This window comes from Mycobacterium sp. D16Q13 (genome assembly GCF_002013375.1).
Classification (GTDB): domain Bacteria; phylum Actinomycetota; class Actinomycetes; order Mycobacteriales; family Mycobacteriaceae; genus Mycobacterium.
Genome location: NZ_MAEW01000003.1, coordinates 286,871 through 304,608, shown reverse-complemented (window position 1 = coordinate 304,608; position 17,738 = coordinate 286,871). Strand labels below are relative to the sequence as shown.

Genomic DNA, 17,738 nt, shown 5'->3' with positions numbered 1-17,738 from the left:
ATGACCAGTTCCACAACGAACGTGCCCGCAGTGCAGGGCAATGCATTGGCGGAGAAGGTTTCCCAGGCGATGCTGACCTCGTCCGCCGACTTGGTGGTCATGGATGGCGCAACCCGCGAATGGCATCGGTTCCCCTGGGCCGAGGTGCATGCGCGAGCGGAGACCGTCGCCGTAGACCTGCTCGACAACGCACACGGACCGGTCGGGGCACTGGGTCTGATCGGCAGTCCCACCGTCGACTTGGTGGCGAGCGTGCAGGGTGCATGGCTGGCGGGAACGAGTGTGTCGTTCTTCCCCGGCCTGGTGCGTGGGGCAGATCTGGACCGCTGGGCGCATACGACCTTGGAACGCTGCGCGGCGATCGGTGTGCGCACGATCTACAGCAACGGTCGTGAGCTGGAGCAGTTGCGTGCGGTGGAGTCCAGCATCCGGATCGAGGATGTGGCGCAGATCGGAGCGCGCCCCCGTCCACAGGCGTTCACGCCCGTCCAGACCGGCGATGAGACCACGGCCGCCGTCCTCCAGAACTCTTCCGGTTCCACCGGCACACCCAAGACCGCTGTCCTGTCCCGGGGAGCCGTCATGAGCAATGTCAGTGCCATGGTGCGCCGGGCCGAGCTGACCGGGGAAGACCTGACGTGCAGCTGGTTGCCGCTGTACCACGATATGGGCCTCATCACCCTGCTGGCTTCGTTCTGGACGGGTATGCCGCTGTGGCTGGCGCCCAATAGCGCCTTTGCCGCCTCGCCGATCAGGTGGTTGGACTGGCTCACCGAGAGTGGCGCGACATATCTGATGGCGCCGAACTTCGCGTACGACATCATTGGCCGGTACGTCGACAAGATTGACCGCGGCGTCGACCTCGGCAAGCTGCGCGCGGCGGTCAGCGCTGCCGAGCTGATCAACTGCGACGGTTTCGAGCGGTTCCTCACGGCGGCGACTCCCCATGGTTTCTCTCCAGGCGCGGCGGTGGCGGCCTGGGGTCTGGCGGAAGGGACGTGTGTTGTGACCATGACCCGTCCCGGTGTGGGAGCGAGATCCGACGACGTGCTCGTCGCGACCCCGGATGGCGGTCAGGCCCCCCGCAGATACGCATTGGTCGGCTCGGCGTTCGATGGGATGGAGGTCCGGGTGGTACCCGCCGCGCGCGAGGTACCGGCGATCAGCGGCCGGGAAGTCGGGCAGGTCGAAATCAAGGGCGCCTGCATGATGAACGGATATCTGGGTAACGCGGCCATCGACAGGAACGAGTGGTTCAACACCGGCGATTTGGGCTACTTCCATGACGGCGACCTGGTCATCGTGGGCCGCTTCAAGGAACTCATCGTCCTTGCCGGGCGCAATGTGTATCCCATCGATGTCGAGCGGGCAGCCGCGTCGGTCGAAGGGGTGCGGGCAGGCAGAGTCGCGGCCGTGGGACTCGATGAAGGCGGCGTCCGCCCGAGGCTCGCACTGGCCGTCGAGTACAAAGGCACCGACTTCGAGGCGGCGCGCAGGCAGGTAGTGCAGCGCGTTACCGCCGACTGCGGGGTCGTGCCCTCCGAAATCGTGTTTGTGCCCCCGGGCGATCTGCCGATTACGACGTCGGGCAAGCTGCGGCGTCTCGAGGTCAAGCGTCTTATCGAGACCGGTGGAGGTCTGCGATGACCCTGGCCGGCCCGGAGAGCCAGACCGTGGCTCCGCTGTCTATCGAAGGTTTTCGCGCGCTGCTGAGTTCAGTCATCGATGACGAGGTGACGTCATGGGTGGACGAAGCCGAGAAGACCGAGCGATTCCCCCGTGCGCTGATCGAGCGCTTCGGTAGTACCGGTGTGCTGGCCGACAAGTGGTCGTCCGGGGCGCTGCCCGACGTCGCGAAGCTGGTCTCGCTGGGCTTCGCACTGGGTGGGCTCGGTTCGATCGGAATCAGCATTGGCGCGAGCTTGCACGACTCAGCGATTTCCATCTTGCGCCGGTTCGGTAGAACCGATTACCTGCGTGAGATCACCGAGCAGGCGATCCGCGGTGAGGCCGTGCTGTGCATCGGCGCCTCCGAAGAGGCCGGCGGCTCCGATCTCCAGATTTCGGAGACCTTGGTCCGCAGCGTCGACGGCGGCTACCACGTGCGCGGCAGCAAGAAGTTCGTCTCGCTCGGCCCGATTTCGGATCACATCGTCGTCGTCGCCCGCGGCGCCGACGACGATGCCGCCAGCAAGCACGGCAATGTGATGTTGCTGCTGGTGCCCACCGTCCAGGTGGTGGTGCATGAGCGGTACCGGAAGCTCAGCGCGGGACCGCTCGATACCGCGCCCATCGATATCGACACGTGGGTTCCTGCCGACGCACTGATCGCCCGCCCCGGCGCGGGGCTCGCCGCGATCAGCTGGGGGCTGTCGCATGAGCGGCTCGGCATCGCTGCTCAGGTGGTGGCGCTCTGCGAGAAGGCTCTCGGGATCACCCTTGCCCGCATGACGGAGCGGGTGCAGTTCGGCAGCACCCTGCTGGGGCACCAGGCGTTGCGCTTACGTGTTGCGGATCTGCAGTCCCGGGTCGACATGATGCGCTATTCGCTTGAGGGCATCGCCGCGACGGGGCAGATGAACCTGCGTACCGCGGCCGCGGCGAAGGTCACCGCCGCCCGGCTCGGCGAAGAGGTGCTCTCCGAGTGCCTGCACATCTTTGGCGGTTCGGGATACCTGACCGACGAGACTCCAGTCGGCCGCTGGTGGCGCGATATGAAGCTGGCCCGGGTGGGCGGCGGTACCGACGAGACTCTCTGGGAGTTCGTCGCCGCCACGCTGAAACCCGATATCGAGGGCTACCGCTCCCTGGGCGTCTAGGCCAGCGGGGCGGGTACATCCGCCGGGGTGCGCGCGGTGGTGTACAGCGCCATCCGGCGGTTGGGCATCTGATGTTCGCCCAGGAAGGTGCAGCCGATGTGCTCAAAGACCCTGCGAGTCTCGAAGTTCTGGAATTCGGGGTCGAACATGACCCGCTTACATTGCGGCTCCAGCTCGAAGAAGCTCTTGATGAGCTTGGGCAGGATCATGACCATGAAGCCCTTGCTGGCCATGGCCTGGTTGGCGATGGCGCCGTGTATTCCCAGGTCGTAGGGGTCGGCGGCGTACTTTTCGCCGATCGAATCCTGAGCTGCCCGATAAAACTCCAGGTAGCCCACGGGCTCGTCCCGGAACAGCACCAGGTACGGGTGCGAATAGGTGCTCTCAACCTGGGCCTTGAGCTGGTCGTACCAGCGCTCATCCGGCCAGTCTTGCTCCCAGCCGTTGACCAGCGCCGGTTGGCGCATCCATCGCGCAATCAGCGCAGTGTCTTCGCTATCCGGGTCCACAAGCCTCACACCGAACGGGCTGACGAGCTTCGGTTCCGGAGGTGCGGGCACCGAGGGGTCGGGTGCGACATGGCGGTAGAGCACTGGCCAGGGGCGTTCCATGTAGATAAGGATAGGCTATCCAATTGCGGCTGCAGCGCGGCCCGGGCAAGAAATCACGTGCACCGAAAGGTTCACGGAAACAGGGCATTGGCTTCCGCATAGGGAATAGCGCGGGTCACGAATCCAAAGGTGCCGTGCTGCGCGATCTCCCGGGCCCCGTCGACGAACGCCCCCAGTGCGGCGCGTGCCATCGCGGATCCGAGGCTGACCCTGCGCACACCCCATTGCGCGATCTCCTCCACCGAGTGATTCAGCACGAACCCCGTGGCGAGCACATTGACCGGGCGATCGACTGCCGCGCAGACGGCGCGGACGGCGTCGGCATCGGGCAGGCCCGGCGCGTACACCACATCGGCGCCGGCCTCGGCGTATGCGGTCAGCCGGGTGATGGTGTCAGACAGGTCCGGCCTGCCGTAGAGGAAGTTCTCGGCCCGCGCCGTCAGCGTGAAGGGGAACGGTAAATCGCGCACCGTATGCACCGCCGCCGTAATGCGGTCCACCGCTTCGGCAAGCGAGAAGATCGGCGCGCCGGGAATCCCGGTGGCATCCTCGATCGATCCGCCCACCAGCCCCGAGGCCGCCGCCTCGCGGATGGTCATGGCGATGTCCCCGATGGTGGGGCCGCCGTTCTCCAGGTCGGCCGAGACCGGCAGATGGGTGGCGGCCGCGATCTGCGAAGCATTGGCCAGCGTCTCGGCCTGGCTGACCAGATTGGCGCCGTCATGCCGTCCGAGCGCGAACGCCAATCCGGCGCTGGTGGTGGCCAGCGCGGGGAAGCCGCAGCCGGTGAGGATGCGGGCCGACCCGGCGTCCCACGGGTTGGGGACCACGAACATCCCGGACTGATGAAGGGCCGAGAACACGACCGCACGCTCATGCTGGGAGGTCATGTGTGGGACGCTACGCCCATGACGGATTCGGTAGGCACACCGGCGGTTTGGCCCACTCGCGGGGAGGTTGCCGCGCGCATCGACCACACGCTGCTCAAGCCTGAAGCAACGCCCGGAGACGTGCAGGCCCTTATCGCGGAGGCCATCGACCTCGGGGTGCTCGCGGTATGCGTTTCGCCGTCGATGCTCCCGGTCGATGCTCCCGGGCTGATTGTCGCGGCGGTGGCGGGATTCCCGTCGGGAAAACATCTTTCGTCCGTCAAGGCGCACGAGGCCGCCCTCGCGGCAGCCGCAGGTGCGACCGAGATCGACATGGTGATCGACGTGGGTGCCGCGGTGGCAGGTGATTTCACGGCGGTACAGGCTGATATCGAGGCGGTCCGGCGGGCGGTCCCGGCCGCGACGCTCAAGGTCATCATCGAGTCCGCGGCTCTGCTGGAGCATTCCGGTGCGGGGGCGATCCGTGAGGCTTGCCGGGTGAGCGAGGCTGCCGGGGCCGATTTTGTGAAGACCTCCACCGGGTTTCACCCATCGGGAGGAGCTACCGTGCAGGCCGTGCGCATCATGGCAGAGACCGTCGGCGGTCGGCTCGAGGTCAAGGCCAGCGGCGGAATCCGGACGGCACAGGATGCCGCGGCCATGCTCGATGCCGGTGCGACCCGGCTAGGCCTGTCGAGCAGTCGGACCGTGCTGGACGGGTTCCTGCTTTAGAACGAGAGGTTCTGCAGGCAGGGATTCTCCACCGGTTTCATGGGCTGGTTGGTGCTCGACAGTTTGACCGTGATCCCGTCGTTGGTGACCTTGACCTCTTGGGCCTTGAGCCCCATCGGGTACGCGCCGCCGACGAGCCCCTTGGAGAAGGTGTCGAGCGCCGGCTGGATGATCTCGCGGGGCAGGCCGATGAACGCGGACACGTTCTCAGATTGCAGCGTCACCATGCCGTCCTTGATGACGGGCTTGGTGGTGATCTGTGCCAACCCGCCGGCCGCGCTCAGCGTCACCTCGCCGGTGGATTCGTTGGTGGTGGCATCTCCCACCAACGAGCCGAGCATTCCCGGCACGAGGTCACGCGCGCTCTCGGTGATGCCGGCGGTCGGCCAGGACACCTCGACGTCGAGGCGTCCGATGGTGCCGAGCGAGTCGGCCGTCTTCTTCAGCGAGATGTCGCGGACCGTGATGGCGACGGACATCTTCTTGGCCTGTGCGATCTGATTACCCGCGGTCTTGATCGTGAGCTTGTCGATGTGATTGCCGAGGTATTGCACGACGAGGGGCATCGGGCCGAAGGATGCGGTCGCGCCGTCCTGCACCAGGCATGACGTGGCGGCATTCACCTCACTGCTGGTCCGCTGGCGAGCGTAGAGCTCGATGCCGAGGACGGCGGCCACAAATACGGCGACAACGATGACGGCGATGAGTACCAGCGACCTGTAGTCGCGGCCCTTCTTGGGCTCGGCAGGTTGCGGCGGCGCGTCTGAGGGCGGGGGCTCGACGGGGGGCGGAGCCACCGGGTTCTGCAGGGTCGGCGGCTGCTCTTGGTGCGGGGACGGCACCTGCTGGGACGGCGGTTGCCACGGCGAAGGCTCGGAAGGTGTCGATCCGGGTGGGCCGAGCGGCGGCTGAGGCGGTGTCGTCACCCGCGCGATTGTGCCTTACTCGGCTGAGGACGGGTTAAGGACGGGCAAGATCTTGCGGGTCTCGGCGACCGCGTCCAGGTTCAAATCCGCCACGATGAGCTCCGGCTCCGGACCGGCCTGGGCAATGAGTTCGCCGGTGGGTGAGGCCAGCAGGCTTCCGCCGATCCCCGTCGGGGAACCGTTGGCGGGCGTCTCCAGAGCGGGCAGGGCTTGGTCGGCGGCGGCGATGAAGCATGTCGAGTCGGCCGCCCGCGCCCGTGCCAGCAGCGTCCACTGATCCCATTTCCCGGTTCCGGCGGCCCAGGAGGCGCTGACGGTGATCACCTGTGCGCCGCGATGTGCCAGGTCGGTGTACAGGCCGGGGAAGCGGATGTCGTAGCACGTGGTCAGCCCGACGCTCACTCCGTCGACCGTGATGAGCACCGGCTTGTCCCCGGGCGCGACGGTGGCCGATTCGCGGAAGCCGAACGCGTCGTAGAGATGGATCTTGTTGTAGTGCGTGTCCACGCCGGGGCCGGTGGCCAGCAGCGTGTTGTGGACACGGCCGTCGGAGGAGGGGGTGAACATTCCGACCACGACGGTCAGGCCCGCGTCGTGGGCGATGGTGCGGACTCCGTCGGCCCACGGGCCGTTGATGGGCTGTGCGACAGGGCGCAGGGGCACACCGAACCGGCACATGGTCGCCTCCGGGAAGACGACCAACGCGGCGCCCTGCGCGGCGGCATCCCGCACCGTGGCCGCGACGGTGGCCAGGTTCTCGGTGGGATCGGCACTGCTGGTGATCTGCGCCAACACTATCCGCATGTCTTCCAGCCTAGGCCAGTGGCGCCACGGCCGCCCACGGTGTCGTCAAGATGCAGTCACGGACCTGTCTGCGCTGTTGTTCCACGGGAAAGCCATTGTCGCGCAGTGATTTCAACATCATGCGCCAGCGGACTCGGGGCCCGAACACGCCGTGTGGGGCCGCCGCTGCCCAGGAGCGGTCGGCGGCGGTGAGTAGATCGTGAATGGGTTGGCCCGGAACATTTTGGTGGATAAGGGCTTTCGGTAGCCGTTCGGCCAGGTCGGATGGTCTCTCGATGTTGAAGGGGTCGCAGGCCAGGGTGAGGGTTCGCGGTCCGGTCGCATCGAGCAGCAACCACGCGCAGCGGCGGCCCAGCTCGTCGCAGGTGCCCTCGATGATGAGCCCGCCGGGTGCGAGCCGGGCCGTCATCGTGGCCCAGGCCTGCGCCACCTCCGATTCCGGGTACTGACGCAGCACATTGAAGGCGCGCACCAGAACCGGTGTGTGGCCTGCTAATTCGAAGCCGCCGAGACCGAAATGGACCCCGTCGCGTGGCGGCACCACCCGTTCCGGATCGATCTCCAGCCCTACCACCCGGATGTCTGTCCGGACTGTCCGCAACCGCGAGGCCAGCTCCAGGGTGGTGGTGGGCATGGCGCCGTATCCCAGGTCCACTACCAGGGGATCGGCGGCATCGGCCAGCGCGGTCTGCACATCGGGGCGATGGACCAGCCAGCGGTCGCTACGGCGCAGCCGGTTGATGCCCGTGGTGCCACGGGTGATGGTTCCGTGCGGCCGGGACGCAGGGGAGGGTGCCACTTCTCCATGGTGCCTGGGCGACCGCTGCCTGCGGTAATCGGGATTTCTTGGGATCGGTAGTGCCGCTGCCCGCCTTCACTTGAGCCATGACGGAGCCATCGGGGCGACGGACGACGAAGGGACAGATGATGAATCGAGTGATCGTGGGCGCCATGGGACTTCTCGCTGCCGGAGCGGTGGTGGTCGGCTGCTCGACCGACAAGCCGGGCGGATCGCAGGTGAGCCCGGGCAGCAATGCCGAGGTCAAGGTGGACGGCAAGGACCTGGCCGGCCTCGACCTCAAGTCCGTGACCTGCGTCAAGCAGGGCGGCAAGATCAATGTGGCCAGCGGTGCCGTCAGCGGCCAACAGGGTCTGGGTGTCGTGATGACCGACGAGGCGCCGCCCAAGGTGCAGTCGCTGGGATTGGTGTACGACGGTGCCGCACTCGCGGTCAGCAGCGGCATGGGGGCCAGCGTTGGCTCGGCCGATGTCAAGGTCGACGGGAAGACGTACACCATCACCGGCGAGGCCTCCGGTGCCGATGTCAAGAACCCGATGGCCGGGATGATCACCAAGCCGTTCACCATCAAGGTGAGCTGCGGCTGACATCTCGAGAAGCGGCGGGCGTGCACAGCACGCCCGCCGCTTCCTACTATTCGAAGGTGACGATCATCGGCGACCTGGAGCGGGCCCGTCACCTGGCCTTGGCGGCCAAGGAAGAGGCCGCCAAGGAGATTTTGCTGTCGCTGTTGACTCAGGCCGAGGAGGCCGACCGTGACGACCTCGCGTGCGAGGTCTTGGCTCAACTCGCCGAGATCTACCTGGTGCGCACCGCCTACGACGGCGTGGTGGAGGGTGTACGGCGGATCCGTGAATGCCTGGCGGCCTATGCCGACATCCGCTCGGGGCGGCGGCCTGATCTTGCCGCGCAGGTCGCCCTGTCCGATGGCGAGGTCGACCGCCTGATCTGCCGCTATACCCGGCGCGCTGAGTTCCTCGCGGCGGGACTGGCCGCGGCGAATGGTGACCACGACGGGGCCGCGGCAAGCCTGCGAGCACTGATCGAAACTGCTGGGGATTTCGAGGATTTGGCCGCCGAACACCGCGGTCTCATCTGTTACGCCAGGATCTTGATTGCCCGGGGCCTGTGCGACGACGACATGTACGCGGACTCGGTGCCGGTATGGGCCGAGGTTCTCGATCTACTCGAGGAGTATGTGCGCGAGGGCGACCCCGAGTCCGACCATCTGTTTGTCAATGGCGCGCTCTCGTATGGCCGATTCTGTGTGGAGACCGGCCGGCTCGACGACGCCGAACCGTGGCTGCGGCGGGCCGAGGCGCGCGCGGGGGCGCGGGGCTGGCAACTGGCCTGCGCCCGTGCGCAGTTGGAACGAGCCGCGGCCCGATGGGCAGACGGCGATATCGCCGAAACCCAGACGCTGGTCCACCAGGCATACCCGGCGATCGCCGAGCATGTCCGGGCACACGACGTATCCCGCAGCTGGCTGTACTTCGGCCTGATCAGATTCCGGATGAACGCACTGGACGAGGCCGATGAATGCTGGGGACATGCCGAGCGGCACTGGCGCGAGATCGAAAAGCCACTGCATATTCATCGAATCTTGTTACAGCGCAGCTGGATTGCCATACTCCGTGGTGACTTTGCCGAAGCGGCCGCGAAGGTGGCGCAGGCCAGGGAGCTATTGGATTCCTATCCGCGGCACAGCTGGTTGCAGTACGCCCGGCTCGACGATCAGCTGGGCAACATCTGGCGTGCCGACGCGCTCGCCGACTTGGGCCTGGATCCCACGACCGGGGTGATGTCCGGTGGTGCGGACAGTCCCGAGTACCAGCGCGGGATGTCCAAGCTCCAACGGGCCGCCGAGCTCAAGGTGCCGGCGGCGCTGGCGGTCGACGCGGTGCGCTACGCGATCCCTGACGCGGGGGCGCGCATGCGCTGGGCCAGATGTGTCTCGGCGCCTCTGCTCGCGGGCGCGTTCGCGGTGGCGAAGGAATGGGATAACGCCGAACTGGTCAGTGAGTTGATCGAATACCACAGCGCGCGAGGGGCTTTCACTACAGAGCTGGGCGATACCCGGGTAGGTCCGTCATCGGGAGCGTGGGCGGCCACGGCCACCGCAGCGGTTCCCGTCGACGGCGACCTGGCGCTCGTCGCCGCGGCACCGCCGGTGCAGGCGGACGGTGGGCTCACCCGTCTCGGGCCGCTGCCGCCGATGAGGATGGATCCCGCCGGTGACCAGATCATGAGCGATTACCGGGAGCTGGCCTGGCAGCGATACGGCCGTGAGGTAACCGCCGCCGACGACGAATGGTCGACGTGGCCATGACCGACACCCTGGTCCTGCGATTCGCCGACGTGGGCGTAGCCACCTACGCCAGCCTGCGGGTGGTGGGGGAGCCGTCGCGAACCATCACCTGGGTCGTCGAGCAGCAGGCGCTGGAAACGGCCTGCGCTGCCCTCAATGCCGCGCTGCCGGATCCTTCTGGCGCCGAGACCGCACTCGTGGCCATCGAACGGGCCTTGACCACAGGGGCTTTCGTCGGCGTTGAGACCGAATTGAACCTGGCACGCATGCTCGGGTCCGCGTTGGTGGCAGCCGACGGCTGGACGCTGTTGTCTGCGTTGTCTGATGGTGGGTCACCTGAGCGCGCGGTGTTGTTCGTGACACCCAGCCCGCGATTGGCGCGAGTGCCCTGGGGGCAGCTGGCCATGCCGGGTGCGGATGATGTCCGATTGATGGAGCTGGCCGACGTGTTGATGGCTGTGCCGCCGAACATCGTGCATGCGCCGCGTGCACCGGCTCGGTGGCGCGATCGCCAGAACGGTCCGGTGGTGCTCCTGCTGGATCCGCGGATCCCCGGGCAGCGACCGGATTCGACGTTGGGCTCGGTGCTGGGACGCCCGTCGCCGGAGGCCGCGCTGACGCGCCATTTCGGCGAGTTGATGGCCGATCACCGGGTGCTGCCCGCGGTCGGTGCGCCGGTGGAACTGTTCCGCCGGACCGATATCGACCGCGACTGGCTTGCGCGGGCGTGTGCGCAGCACCCCGCCCGGCTGCTCTACGTCGGGCATGCCAGCGCGGCTGAGGGAACCGTGGGCCATGCTGAACGGGCTGCCTTGCACCTGGCCGAGGATCGTCCGCTGACCGCGGCCGACATGATGGCTACGCGGCTTTCGATCCCGCCGCGAGTCGCGCTGCTGGCCTGTTCCTCGGGAGGCGATTACCGCTTCGATGAGGCAACCGGGCTCGCCGCGGCGATGATCCTGGGGGGAGCGGAGCTGGTCACCGCGACCCTGTGGTCGTTGCCGACTGCGGCGGCCTACGGTCAATTTGGCTTGTCTGCAAAAGATCCCATGGCCGATACGGTCGCCGAGGTCGACCGGGCGCACCGCGGCGAGGATGCGGGCCGTGCGGTGAACCGCTGGCAGCGGGTTCAGTTGCGACGCTGGCGCGACGGTGACTGCGCGGCGACTCCACTGCATTGGGCGGCCGTGGTCAGTTTCGCCGTCGACGGTGCCCGCTGAGTCAGTCGGCACACACCCAGACCGCGATGATGCTGTGATCTCCGGGCCGGTAGTAGGCGTCGATCACGCTGCCCGGTGCCATCTTCGGCAGCGCGGAAGTGGGTATCACCGCGGTTTCGCGTGCCGGGAACTGGCGGCCGTCCGGCCGGGTCACCATGAGGTCCAGTTGCATCTCGCGGCCCGAACCGGTGGCGCTCAACCCGGTGACGACCCCGCGAGAACGGGTGCCCCCGTCGATCACGGCGCGCTGTGCCCCGGTCAGCAGCCGCTTGCGGATCAGTACATGGTCGAATTCGGCGGCGAATTCCTCGATCGTGACGAGCCGCTCTTCGGCCTCCGCGTCCGAGTGTGCTGAGGTGTTCCGGCGGCCGGACAGCAACGCGGCGCATCCACCGAAGACCCTGGTAATGGTGGGAAATCGTCCTGTGGTCATGTCGATATCGTCGACCAGGCCCGCCGCTACCGAACCCAACTTTCGGGTGGCCGAAAGCGATTACCCTTGTGACGGTGAGCATCGGGTCGGCAACATCCGAGGCCGCCGTCTCGGTGCGGTCGGCGGTGCCGCGGCGTGCCGTGATCGACCGGGCCTGGCGCGCTATCGGCCCCGGTGTCGAGGTGCTCAGTGCCGACGACGGTGGGCCGCTGCGCCGGACCGTGAAACGGATCCTGGACCCTCTGGTGCTGAGGTTGCGGAGCAATGCGGCTTTCTCGGCTCCAGTGCTGGGGCCCGAGGTGGCCGCTGCCATGCACGCTCAAATCGTGGGACATGGTCCACAGCTGCGGGCCACGGCGGACTGGTTCGTGATGCTCAAGGCCGAGCGGCGCAGACAGCGCATTACGACGGGTAACGCTCAAGAGCTCTACTTCCCGGTGTGTTTCGAATTGGCTGTCACCAAAGGCGTTCCGCAGGTTGAGGATCAGCGCACCGCAACGGAGGTTCTGCACGATCTGCACCGTGATCGGGACCGTACGGCGATCGAGGTGCTCAACCGCCATGTCGATGACCCCGACGTGGTCGCCAGACTCACCAGATTGCGAGACCGGAGCTGGCGCGATGTGCGGCCGGACGACACCATCACCGGCCCGTTCTTCACGGGCCTTACCACGGTCCTGGGCGAGGCCAGTACTCACCGTGAGATGTCTGCACGCCAACGGGTTTGGACGGCACTCATCGCCGATGCCACCCCGTACAACTTGGGCGCGAGTGCGCACGGCGTGGTCGCTACGCTGCCGTGGTCCATTGTCGAGATCGGATTGAGTTCCGCTGAACCGCAACTGCCGCCGGCCATCGATGGAGACACCGACGGCGACCGTCCGCTAGATCGCAGCGTCGTTGATCGGGTGCGGGCCACGCTGCGCCGGGCGCTGGACCATGACGAGCTGCCCGATGTCCCGCTGCTGTGCGCCGAGGAGGTCGACCGGGCCTGCGCCCCATGGGGGCTGATGAGCGAGGACAAACAAGCTGCCCTGCTGGCGGGCGTTGAGATGGCGACAGACCTGCGGCCACTGGGTGATTCGGTGACGACACGTTACAACCTGTCCGGGCGCGTCCAGGCCCGGCTCGTGAAAGAGGCCTACGTGATGCACGCCCGGCGCTATCTCGCCGACGGTGCGGCGATCCATCCCCGGCAGCGACAGGTTGTCGACGACCTCGCGGCGTTCGCGCGGCCCTACGTGAGCAGGCTGTGGGCCAGGTTGCATGGCCGCGATGTCTGGCAGGAGTCCTGCGGCGATGTCGATGATCTTCGGTCGCTGCTGGAGGGGGTGGCCCGCTCGGTGAGCCTGGACCACCGGCAGCGGATCAAGGCCATGCTGGAATTGCAGGCCACGGCATGAAGCTGATCAATGAATCTGGTTTGTGGGCAACAGGTTCCGCACCTGCCCCGGTTGGCGCGGTGGCGCTTCTCGAGGTCAGTGGGGCTGTGTTGTCCTGGCCGATTGACGACCCGTCGCATCTGCCGGTGATCAGCTTCACCGATGCGGCGCGAGCCGACTGGATGTGGAGGGTGCTCGGTGAGGCCGGGCACGTCGCGGTCATCGAGGCGCTGCGCGACCCCGATCCCGCCGAGGTGATCGAGCTGCCGTCGGTGACGGTGCTGCCGGGGTCGGCAGATTCCTTGCGGCGGCTGGCGTTGGGACATTGGCTGCGGCGATGGTGGCCGGCGAGTCGCCGTGACGGCATTGTCGCGCTGGATCGGCCGGTGCTCGACGCTGAACTCGCGGTGCTGACCGCGGCTGCCGAGGGCTACTTCACCGACGACACCCTGGATGCCGACGTGGCTGAGCTGCTGGCGCCCCACGGTGCGGCGCTCGGCTCGTATCGCGACCCGCGCGTGGACGCGCTCGTGGCACGGTGTCGTGACCTGGCCGATGATGCTGGACTCCAGTGGGGTGCACCGGCCGCCACGGCCGCGCGACGCGAGGACTACGCGCTGGCGGCCGGTCTGGACGGCGAGTCCAGCCCCTCGGGCGTGATCGCCGCAGGGAACGTGACCATCGCCTGGTCGGACGTACCACCGGGGATCTTCGACGCGGCCGAACGCAATCTGGCGTGGGGGGTAGTCGCCGAGGGCGCGACGGTAATGGCCCAGCTGCGGGCGGCGCTATCCGGCCCCGAATCAGCCGCGGGTATTCCGGTCTCGTTGTCTTGCGGTGCGTTTCATGCGGCCGGGGCGTTGGACGCCGAAGGGGGCGCGCTGCTGCCGGTGTTCGACGCCGACGGTCGGCCCGCCGATGAGGCACAAGCCTGGAACGCCGACTGGCCGGCGGCGCGGGTCAGCGTGGGCGCCGGAGAAGCCACCGAGTCGAGCGAGCTACGCGATCGGGTCCGGGCATTCGCACGCGCCCGGCTCGCGGCCCCCGCCCCTGACGTGTTCCTCGCCGAGCTGCTCGCCGCCGAATCGGACTATTGATGTCGGCGCCGGGGGCGTCGTCATGAGGGAGCACCGAACCTGTTGCGCTCAAAGGTGTTTTATGTCCTCGGCGGCAGGCCTATAACGTCAGATCATGGAGTGGAGTTTTGAGTCGGCCGAGAGGCTCTCGGCCGCGTTGCGCGCCGGTGAGGTCACATCAGTAGCACTGACCGACGAGGCAATCGCCCGTATCGAGCAGGACGACACGGTGATCAACGCGATCTGTGTACCGGACTTCGATCGTGCGCGGGCCGCGGCGCGCCATGCCGATCAGGCACGTGCTCGCGGCGAGGATCGGCCGCTGCTCGGTATCCCGATGACCGTCAAAGAGTCCTACAACGTGGCGGGGCTGACCACGACCTGGGGCATGCCCCAGCACAAGAACTACAGGCCGACCGACGACGCGGTCCAGGTATCGCGGATCAAGGCCGCCGGGGCCGTCGTGCTCGGAAAGACCAACGTGCCCTTGATGCTTCAAGACTTACAGAGCTTCAACGGTATCTACGGCACTACCAACAACCCGTGGGATCACGCTCGCACGCCGGGCGGATCCTCGGGTGGATCAGCCGCCGCACTGGCGTCCGGATTCGGCGCACTGTCCATTGGCTCAGACATTGCCGGTTCGCTGCGCACACCCGCTCATTTCTGCGGCGTCTACGCGCATAAGCCAACACTCGGACTTGTGGCGAATCGCGGTCATCTTCCTCCGCCCAATCCACCATTGCCTACCGACCGCGATCTGAGCGTGGTCGGCCCCATGGCGCGCACGGCCCGCGACCTCGCCCTGCTTCTGGAGGTCATGGCAGGGCCGGACCCGCTCACCTTGGGCGTCGGGTTCGACGTCGCTCTACCACCGGCCCGCCACGATCGTCTCCGCGACTTTCGTGTTCTGGTTCTTGACGAGCATCCACTCATCCCCACCGGATCCGCCGTGCGGGCAGCCGTTGACCGCGTCTCCGATGCGCTCGTCGACGGCGGCGCCCGCGTCGAACGGCACAGTCCGCTGCTGCCGGATCTGACCGACGCCGCAGCGCTCTATGCCGAGCTACTCACCTCGAATCTTGCGGCAGGCTATCCCGTGGAGAGATACGAGCAGCTGCGGATCCTCGCCGCCGCACTGAATCCAGATGACCGGGGTTTCGATACCGCGTGGTTACGCGGTCCGGTGTTTAGTCACCGCGAATGGATCGAGGCGAACAACCGTCGCGAGCTTCACCGCCACAGCTGGCGGCAGCTCTTCGCCGAATTCGATGTGGTGGTGTGCCCGATCACGCCCACTCCCGCCTTCCCGCACGACCACGAACCGGATTTACAAGCGCGGCAGGTCACCATCGACGGTATCGCGTACCCGTTCGTCAATCAGCTGGTCTGGGCCGGCGTGGCGACCATGCCCGGTCTGCCCGCCACCGCGATACCAGCGGGCCGCTCCGCGGCGGGCCTGCCCGTGGGCGTGCAGCTCATCGGTCCCATGTTCGAGGACCGCACCCCGCTGCGGATGGCCGAACTGCTCGAGCAGAAGATTGGCGGGTTCGAGGCTCCGAAATAGTGCGTGCAACTAGTGGTGCTTCGAGATCCAGTCAGCGATGAAACCTTCTTCCACACGGAACAGGTCGTTGACGTGGTACAGGATCAGGTCTTCGAGCTTGCCCCCGATGAACGGGATATACACCTTGCACGTGCTGGCGAGTCTCAGCTGCGAGCCCTGATCGGTATCGGACAGCTTGCACACCCCGGTGAAGGCGCCCGGTCCGGCGAGTACTGAGGCCCCGTAGCTGCCCATCGCGGATCCCTTGCCCTGATCGAACGGCTCGAAATGCTGCGTCCGGGTGATGATCATGTCGGTGAGCATGACCTTCTGCGCGATGGGCGGCAGATACATGCGGGGCAGATTCTGTTTGACCACCACGTCGATACCGCGGTCGGTCACCGTCAGGGTGTGAATCTCCGAGACCGGTGTGATCCACCCATACGCAGACATCAGGGTTTCCCAGTAGTCCCGGCTCGCGAAGTCCTGGTAGATCTTCTCGGCCGGAGCCGGAAAATTCACGGTGAACACCGAACGCCTGGACATCGGACCCAGGTTAGCCGTGGGTGGCGATCCACTCCGAGGTGAATCGCTGTTCGGCAGATAACAGGTCCATGAGTTTTCCGCCGATGAAGCCCTCGATCTTGCCTCCGACCAGGGGGATCTTCACCTCCACGCTGACCTTTAGGTCCTGGCGTGAGCCCTTGGCGCCGGTGTGCAGCCGTGCGGCACCGGACAGGGTGACGGGTGCGCCCGGTATCGAGCCCACCACGGTGCCCTCGGACGCACCATCGGTGATGGCGCTCCAGTTCTCGGTGCGGACGATCTGCAGGTCGCCTCGGTGAAACTGCGACACGATGCCCGGCAGCCTGTCGCTGCGCAGCACTTGCGTGGTGACGATTTCGAGTGCGCCGCCGTCGGACTTCAGGGAATCCAGGGTGGCGGTGTCGGCGCCGGAGCTGGCCAGACGTTCATTCCAGTAGTCCTCGTCGGCGAGGGCCGCGTGGACCTGTTCGACGCTGGCCGAATACTCCACTGACAGGTCAAATGAGCGTGCCATGGGTGGCAAGGCTACCGTTACCCCCCGTGAGCTTGGCACCAACAACGCGCGCGAAGATCGAGGATCTCGGCGCCGTGGTGACCGACGATGCTCCGCTTGCCTCGTTGACGACCCTGCGGCTGGGGCCGGTGGCCTCCACGCTCATTCGGTGCGAGAGCAGTGCGCAGGTGACCGGTGCGCTGGCCGCGCTGGACGGCCATCCCGTCCTGTTGCTCGCGGGCGGTTCGAATCTGGTTTTGGCCGACGACCTTCCGGACCTCACGGTGGTGCACATCGCCTCGGCCGGTGTGACGGTGGACGGGCCGCTGTTGCGCGCGGACGCGGGGACCAATTGGGACGAGGTTGTGGCGTTATCACTGCGGGCCGGTCTGGGGGGGCTGGAATGTCTTTCGGGAATCCCGGGCACCGCCGGTGCCACGCCGGTGCAGAACGTGGGTGCCTACGGCGTTGAGGTGGCCGCGCTGCTGCGGCGCGTACAGGTACTGGATCGGGCGACTGGCCACGTGCGATGGTACGAGCCCGGCGAGCTGGGGTTCGGCTATCGCACCAGCATTCTCAAGGGCACCGATGCCCGGGTGGTACTCGGGGTTGAGTTCGGTTTATCCGCCGACGGTTTGAGTTCTCCGATCCGGTACCCGGAGCTTGCCAACGAGCTCGGGGTGGATCGAGGGGCGCGCACTGATGCGCTGGCGGTGCGTGAGGCGGTGCTCGGCCTGCGGCGGGGCAAGGGCATGGTGCTCGACGAGTCCGATCACGACACCTGGAGTGTCGGTTCCTTCTTTACGAATCCTGTTGTTACCGAAGGTGATCTGGATAACGTTCGGGAACGCGCCCACGAACGGCTCGGGCCCGATATCGCCATTCCGCAGTATCCGGCCCCGGACGGGGTGAAACTCTCGGCGGGCTGGCTGGTGGAGCGGTCCGGCTTTGTCAAGGGGTATCCGGGCGCGCAGTCTTCGGTGCGGGTGTCCACGAAACATGCACTGGCACTGACTCATCGCGGGGGCGGGAGTACCGGCGACCTACTGGAGCTCGCGCGTACCGTTCGCGACGGGGTCTTGGCCGCCTTCGGTGTCCGGCTGGTCCCCGAGCCGGTGCTGGTGGGCTGCGCGCTGTAACTTCCGGTAATCGCGCATTTGCGCTGCGTATCCCC

Annotated in this window: 18 protein-coding genes; 10 read left to right on the top strand and 8 right to left on the bottom strand. The window is 66.8% G+C overall.

Features of this window, described 5'->3' with window-relative positions; translation table 11 throughout:
* Positions 1–1,647, top strand: coding sequence for a long-chain-fatty acid--ACP ligase MbtM (gene mbtM / locus B4400_RS04270; RefSeq protein ID WP_078308049.1), 1,647 nt, complete (start codon positions 1–3; stop codon positions 1,645–1,647).
* Positions 1,644–2,819, top strand: a complete 1,176-nt coding sequence (locus tag B4400_RS04265; RefSeq protein WP_078308051.1) for an acyl-CoA dehydrogenase family protein — start codon at positions 1,644–1,646, stop codon at positions 2,817–2,819. Before mbtM ends, B4400_RS04265 begins: the two co-directional genes overlap by 4 nt.
* On the opposite strand, the gene B4400_RS04260 is transcribed toward B4400_RS04265, so the two are convergent.
* Complete coding sequence (locus B4400_RS04260) at positions 2,816–3,430, bottom strand: GNAT family N-acetyltransferase (RefSeq protein WP_078308053.1); 615 nt, start codon at positions 3,428–3,430, stop codon at positions 2,816–2,818. The two genes, B4400_RS04265 and B4400_RS04260, sit on opposite strands and share 4 nt — an antisense overlap.
* Positions 3,431–3,501: 71 nt before the next feature.
* Positions 3,502–4,320, bottom strand: coding sequence for an isocitrate lyase/PEP mutase family protein (locus tag B4400_RS04255; RefSeq protein WP_078308056.1), 819 nt, complete (start codon positions 4,318–4,320; stop codon positions 3,502–3,504).
* Positions 4,321–4,338: 18 nt separating this feature from the next.
* On the opposite strand from B4400_RS04255, the gene deoC reads away from it, so the two are divergent.
* A complete protein-coding gene (gene deoC / locus B4400_RS04250; protein WP_078308522.1) occupies positions 4,339–5,031 on the top strand; it encodes a deoxyribose-phosphate aldolase in 693 nt (230 codons plus the stop codon).
* Here the strand turns inward: deoC and B4400_RS04245 are convergent.
* Genes B4400_RS04245 through B4400_RS04235 form a run of 3 tightly spaced genes read right to left on the bottom strand, consistent with a single transcriptional unit; the run spans position 5,028 to position 7,560 of the window.
* Positions 5,028–5,957 (bottom strand): LmeA family phospholipid-binding protein, encoded by a 930-nt coding sequence (locus tag B4400_RS04245; protein ID WP_078308058.1) that lies wholly within the window; start codon positions 5,955–5,957, stop codon positions 5,028–5,030. The two genes, deoC and B4400_RS04245, sit on opposite strands and share 4 nt — an antisense overlap.
* A gap of 15 nt (positions 5,958–5,972) precedes the next feature.
* Positions 5,973–6,761 carry a carbon-nitrogen hydrolase family protein gene (locus tag B4400_RS04240; protein ID WP_078308060.1) on the bottom strand — a complete coding sequence of 263 codons (789 nt, stop codon included), beginning with the start codon at positions 6,759–6,761 and terminating at the stop codon, positions 5,973–5,975.
* Positions 6,762–6,771: 10 nt separating this feature from the next.
* Positions 6,772–7,560 carry an SAM-dependent methyltransferase gene (locus tag B4400_RS04235; RefSeq protein WP_078308062.1) on the bottom strand — a complete coding sequence of 263 codons (789 nt, stop codon included), beginning with the start codon at positions 7,558–7,560 and terminating at the stop codon, positions 6,772–6,774.
* 128 nt (positions 7,561–7,688) lie between these two features.
* Between B4400_RS04235 and B4400_RS04230 the strand changes: the two genes are divergently transcribed.
* Genes B4400_RS04230 through B4400_RS04220 form a run of 3 tightly spaced genes read left to right on the top strand, consistent with a single transcriptional unit; the run spans position 7,689 to position 11,088 of the window.
* Positions 7,689–8,147: a lipoprotein LpqH gene (locus tag B4400_RS04230; protein WP_078308523.1), complete on the top strand. Its 459-nt coding sequence runs from the start codon at positions 7,689–7,691 to the stop codon at positions 8,145–8,147.
* Between the two features lie 56 nt (positions 8,148–8,203).
* Positions 8,204–9,889: a hypothetical protein gene (locus B4400_RS04225; RefSeq protein ID WP_078308524.1), complete on the top strand. Its 1,686-nt coding sequence runs from the start codon at positions 8,204–8,206 to the stop codon at positions 9,887–9,889.
* Positions 9,886–11,088 carry a CHAT domain-containing protein gene (locus B4400_RS04220; protein ID WP_139361251.1) on the top strand — a complete coding sequence of 401 codons (1,203 nt, stop codon included), beginning with the start codon at positions 9,886–9,888 and terminating at the stop codon, positions 11,086–11,088. The genes B4400_RS04225 and B4400_RS04220 overlap by 4 nt, the downstream gene beginning before the upstream one ends.
* A gap of 1 nt (position 11,089) precedes the next feature.
* On the opposite strand, the gene B4400_RS04215 is transcribed toward B4400_RS04220, so the two are convergent.
* Entirely contained in the window at positions 11,090–11,527 is a 438-nt protein-coding gene (locus B4400_RS04215; protein WP_078314626.1) for a hypothetical protein, read from the bottom strand.
* Between the two features lie 68 nt (positions 11,528–11,595).
* Between B4400_RS04215 and B4400_RS04210 the strand changes: the two genes are divergently transcribed.
* The 3 genes from B4400_RS04210 (at position 11,596) to B4400_RS04200 (ending at position 15,546) form a co-directional block, all read left to right on the top strand.
* Positions 11,596–12,924 (top strand): hypothetical protein, encoded by a 1,329-nt coding sequence (locus B4400_RS04210; protein WP_078308525.1) that lies wholly within the window; start codon positions 11,596–11,598, stop codon positions 12,922–12,924.
* Complete coding sequence (locus B4400_RS04205; RefSeq protein ID WP_078308066.1) at positions 12,921–14,000, top strand: hypothetical protein; 1,080 nt, start codon at positions 12,921–12,923, stop codon at positions 13,998–14,000. The genes B4400_RS04210 and B4400_RS04205 overlap by 4 nt, the downstream gene beginning before the upstream one ends.
* A gap of 94 nt (positions 14,001–14,094) precedes the next feature.
* Entirely contained in the window at positions 14,095–15,546 is a 1,452-nt protein-coding gene (locus B4400_RS04200) for an amidase (RefSeq protein ID WP_078308068.1), read from the top strand.
* 9 nt (positions 15,547–15,555) lie between these two features.
* On the opposite strand, the gene B4400_RS04195 is transcribed toward B4400_RS04200, so the two are convergent.
* Both B4400_RS04195 and B4400_RS04190 read right to left on the bottom strand, forming a co-directional pair.
* Positions 15,556–16,071 carry a DUF2505 domain-containing protein gene (locus tag B4400_RS04195; protein ID WP_078308070.1) on the bottom strand — a complete coding sequence of 172 codons (516 nt, stop codon included), beginning with the start codon at positions 16,069–16,071 and terminating at the stop codon, positions 15,556–15,558.
* Positions 16,072–16,081: 10 nt separating this feature from the next.
* The gene (locus tag B4400_RS04190) at positions 16,082–16,585 is read right to left on the bottom strand and encodes a DUF2505 domain-containing protein (protein ID WP_078308072.1); all 504 of its coding nucleotides are present in this window, start codon (positions 16,583–16,585) and stop codon (positions 16,082–16,084) included.
* A 26-nt stretch (positions 16,586–16,611) separates the two neighbouring features.
* On the opposite strand from B4400_RS04190, the gene B4400_RS04185 reads away from it, so the two are divergent.
* Positions 16,612–17,703, top strand: a complete 1,092-nt coding sequence (locus tag B4400_RS04185) for a UDP-N-acetylmuramate dehydrogenase (protein WP_078308074.1) — start codon at positions 16,612–16,614, stop codon at positions 17,701–17,703.
* Positions 17,704–17,738 lie beyond the last annotated feature (35 nt).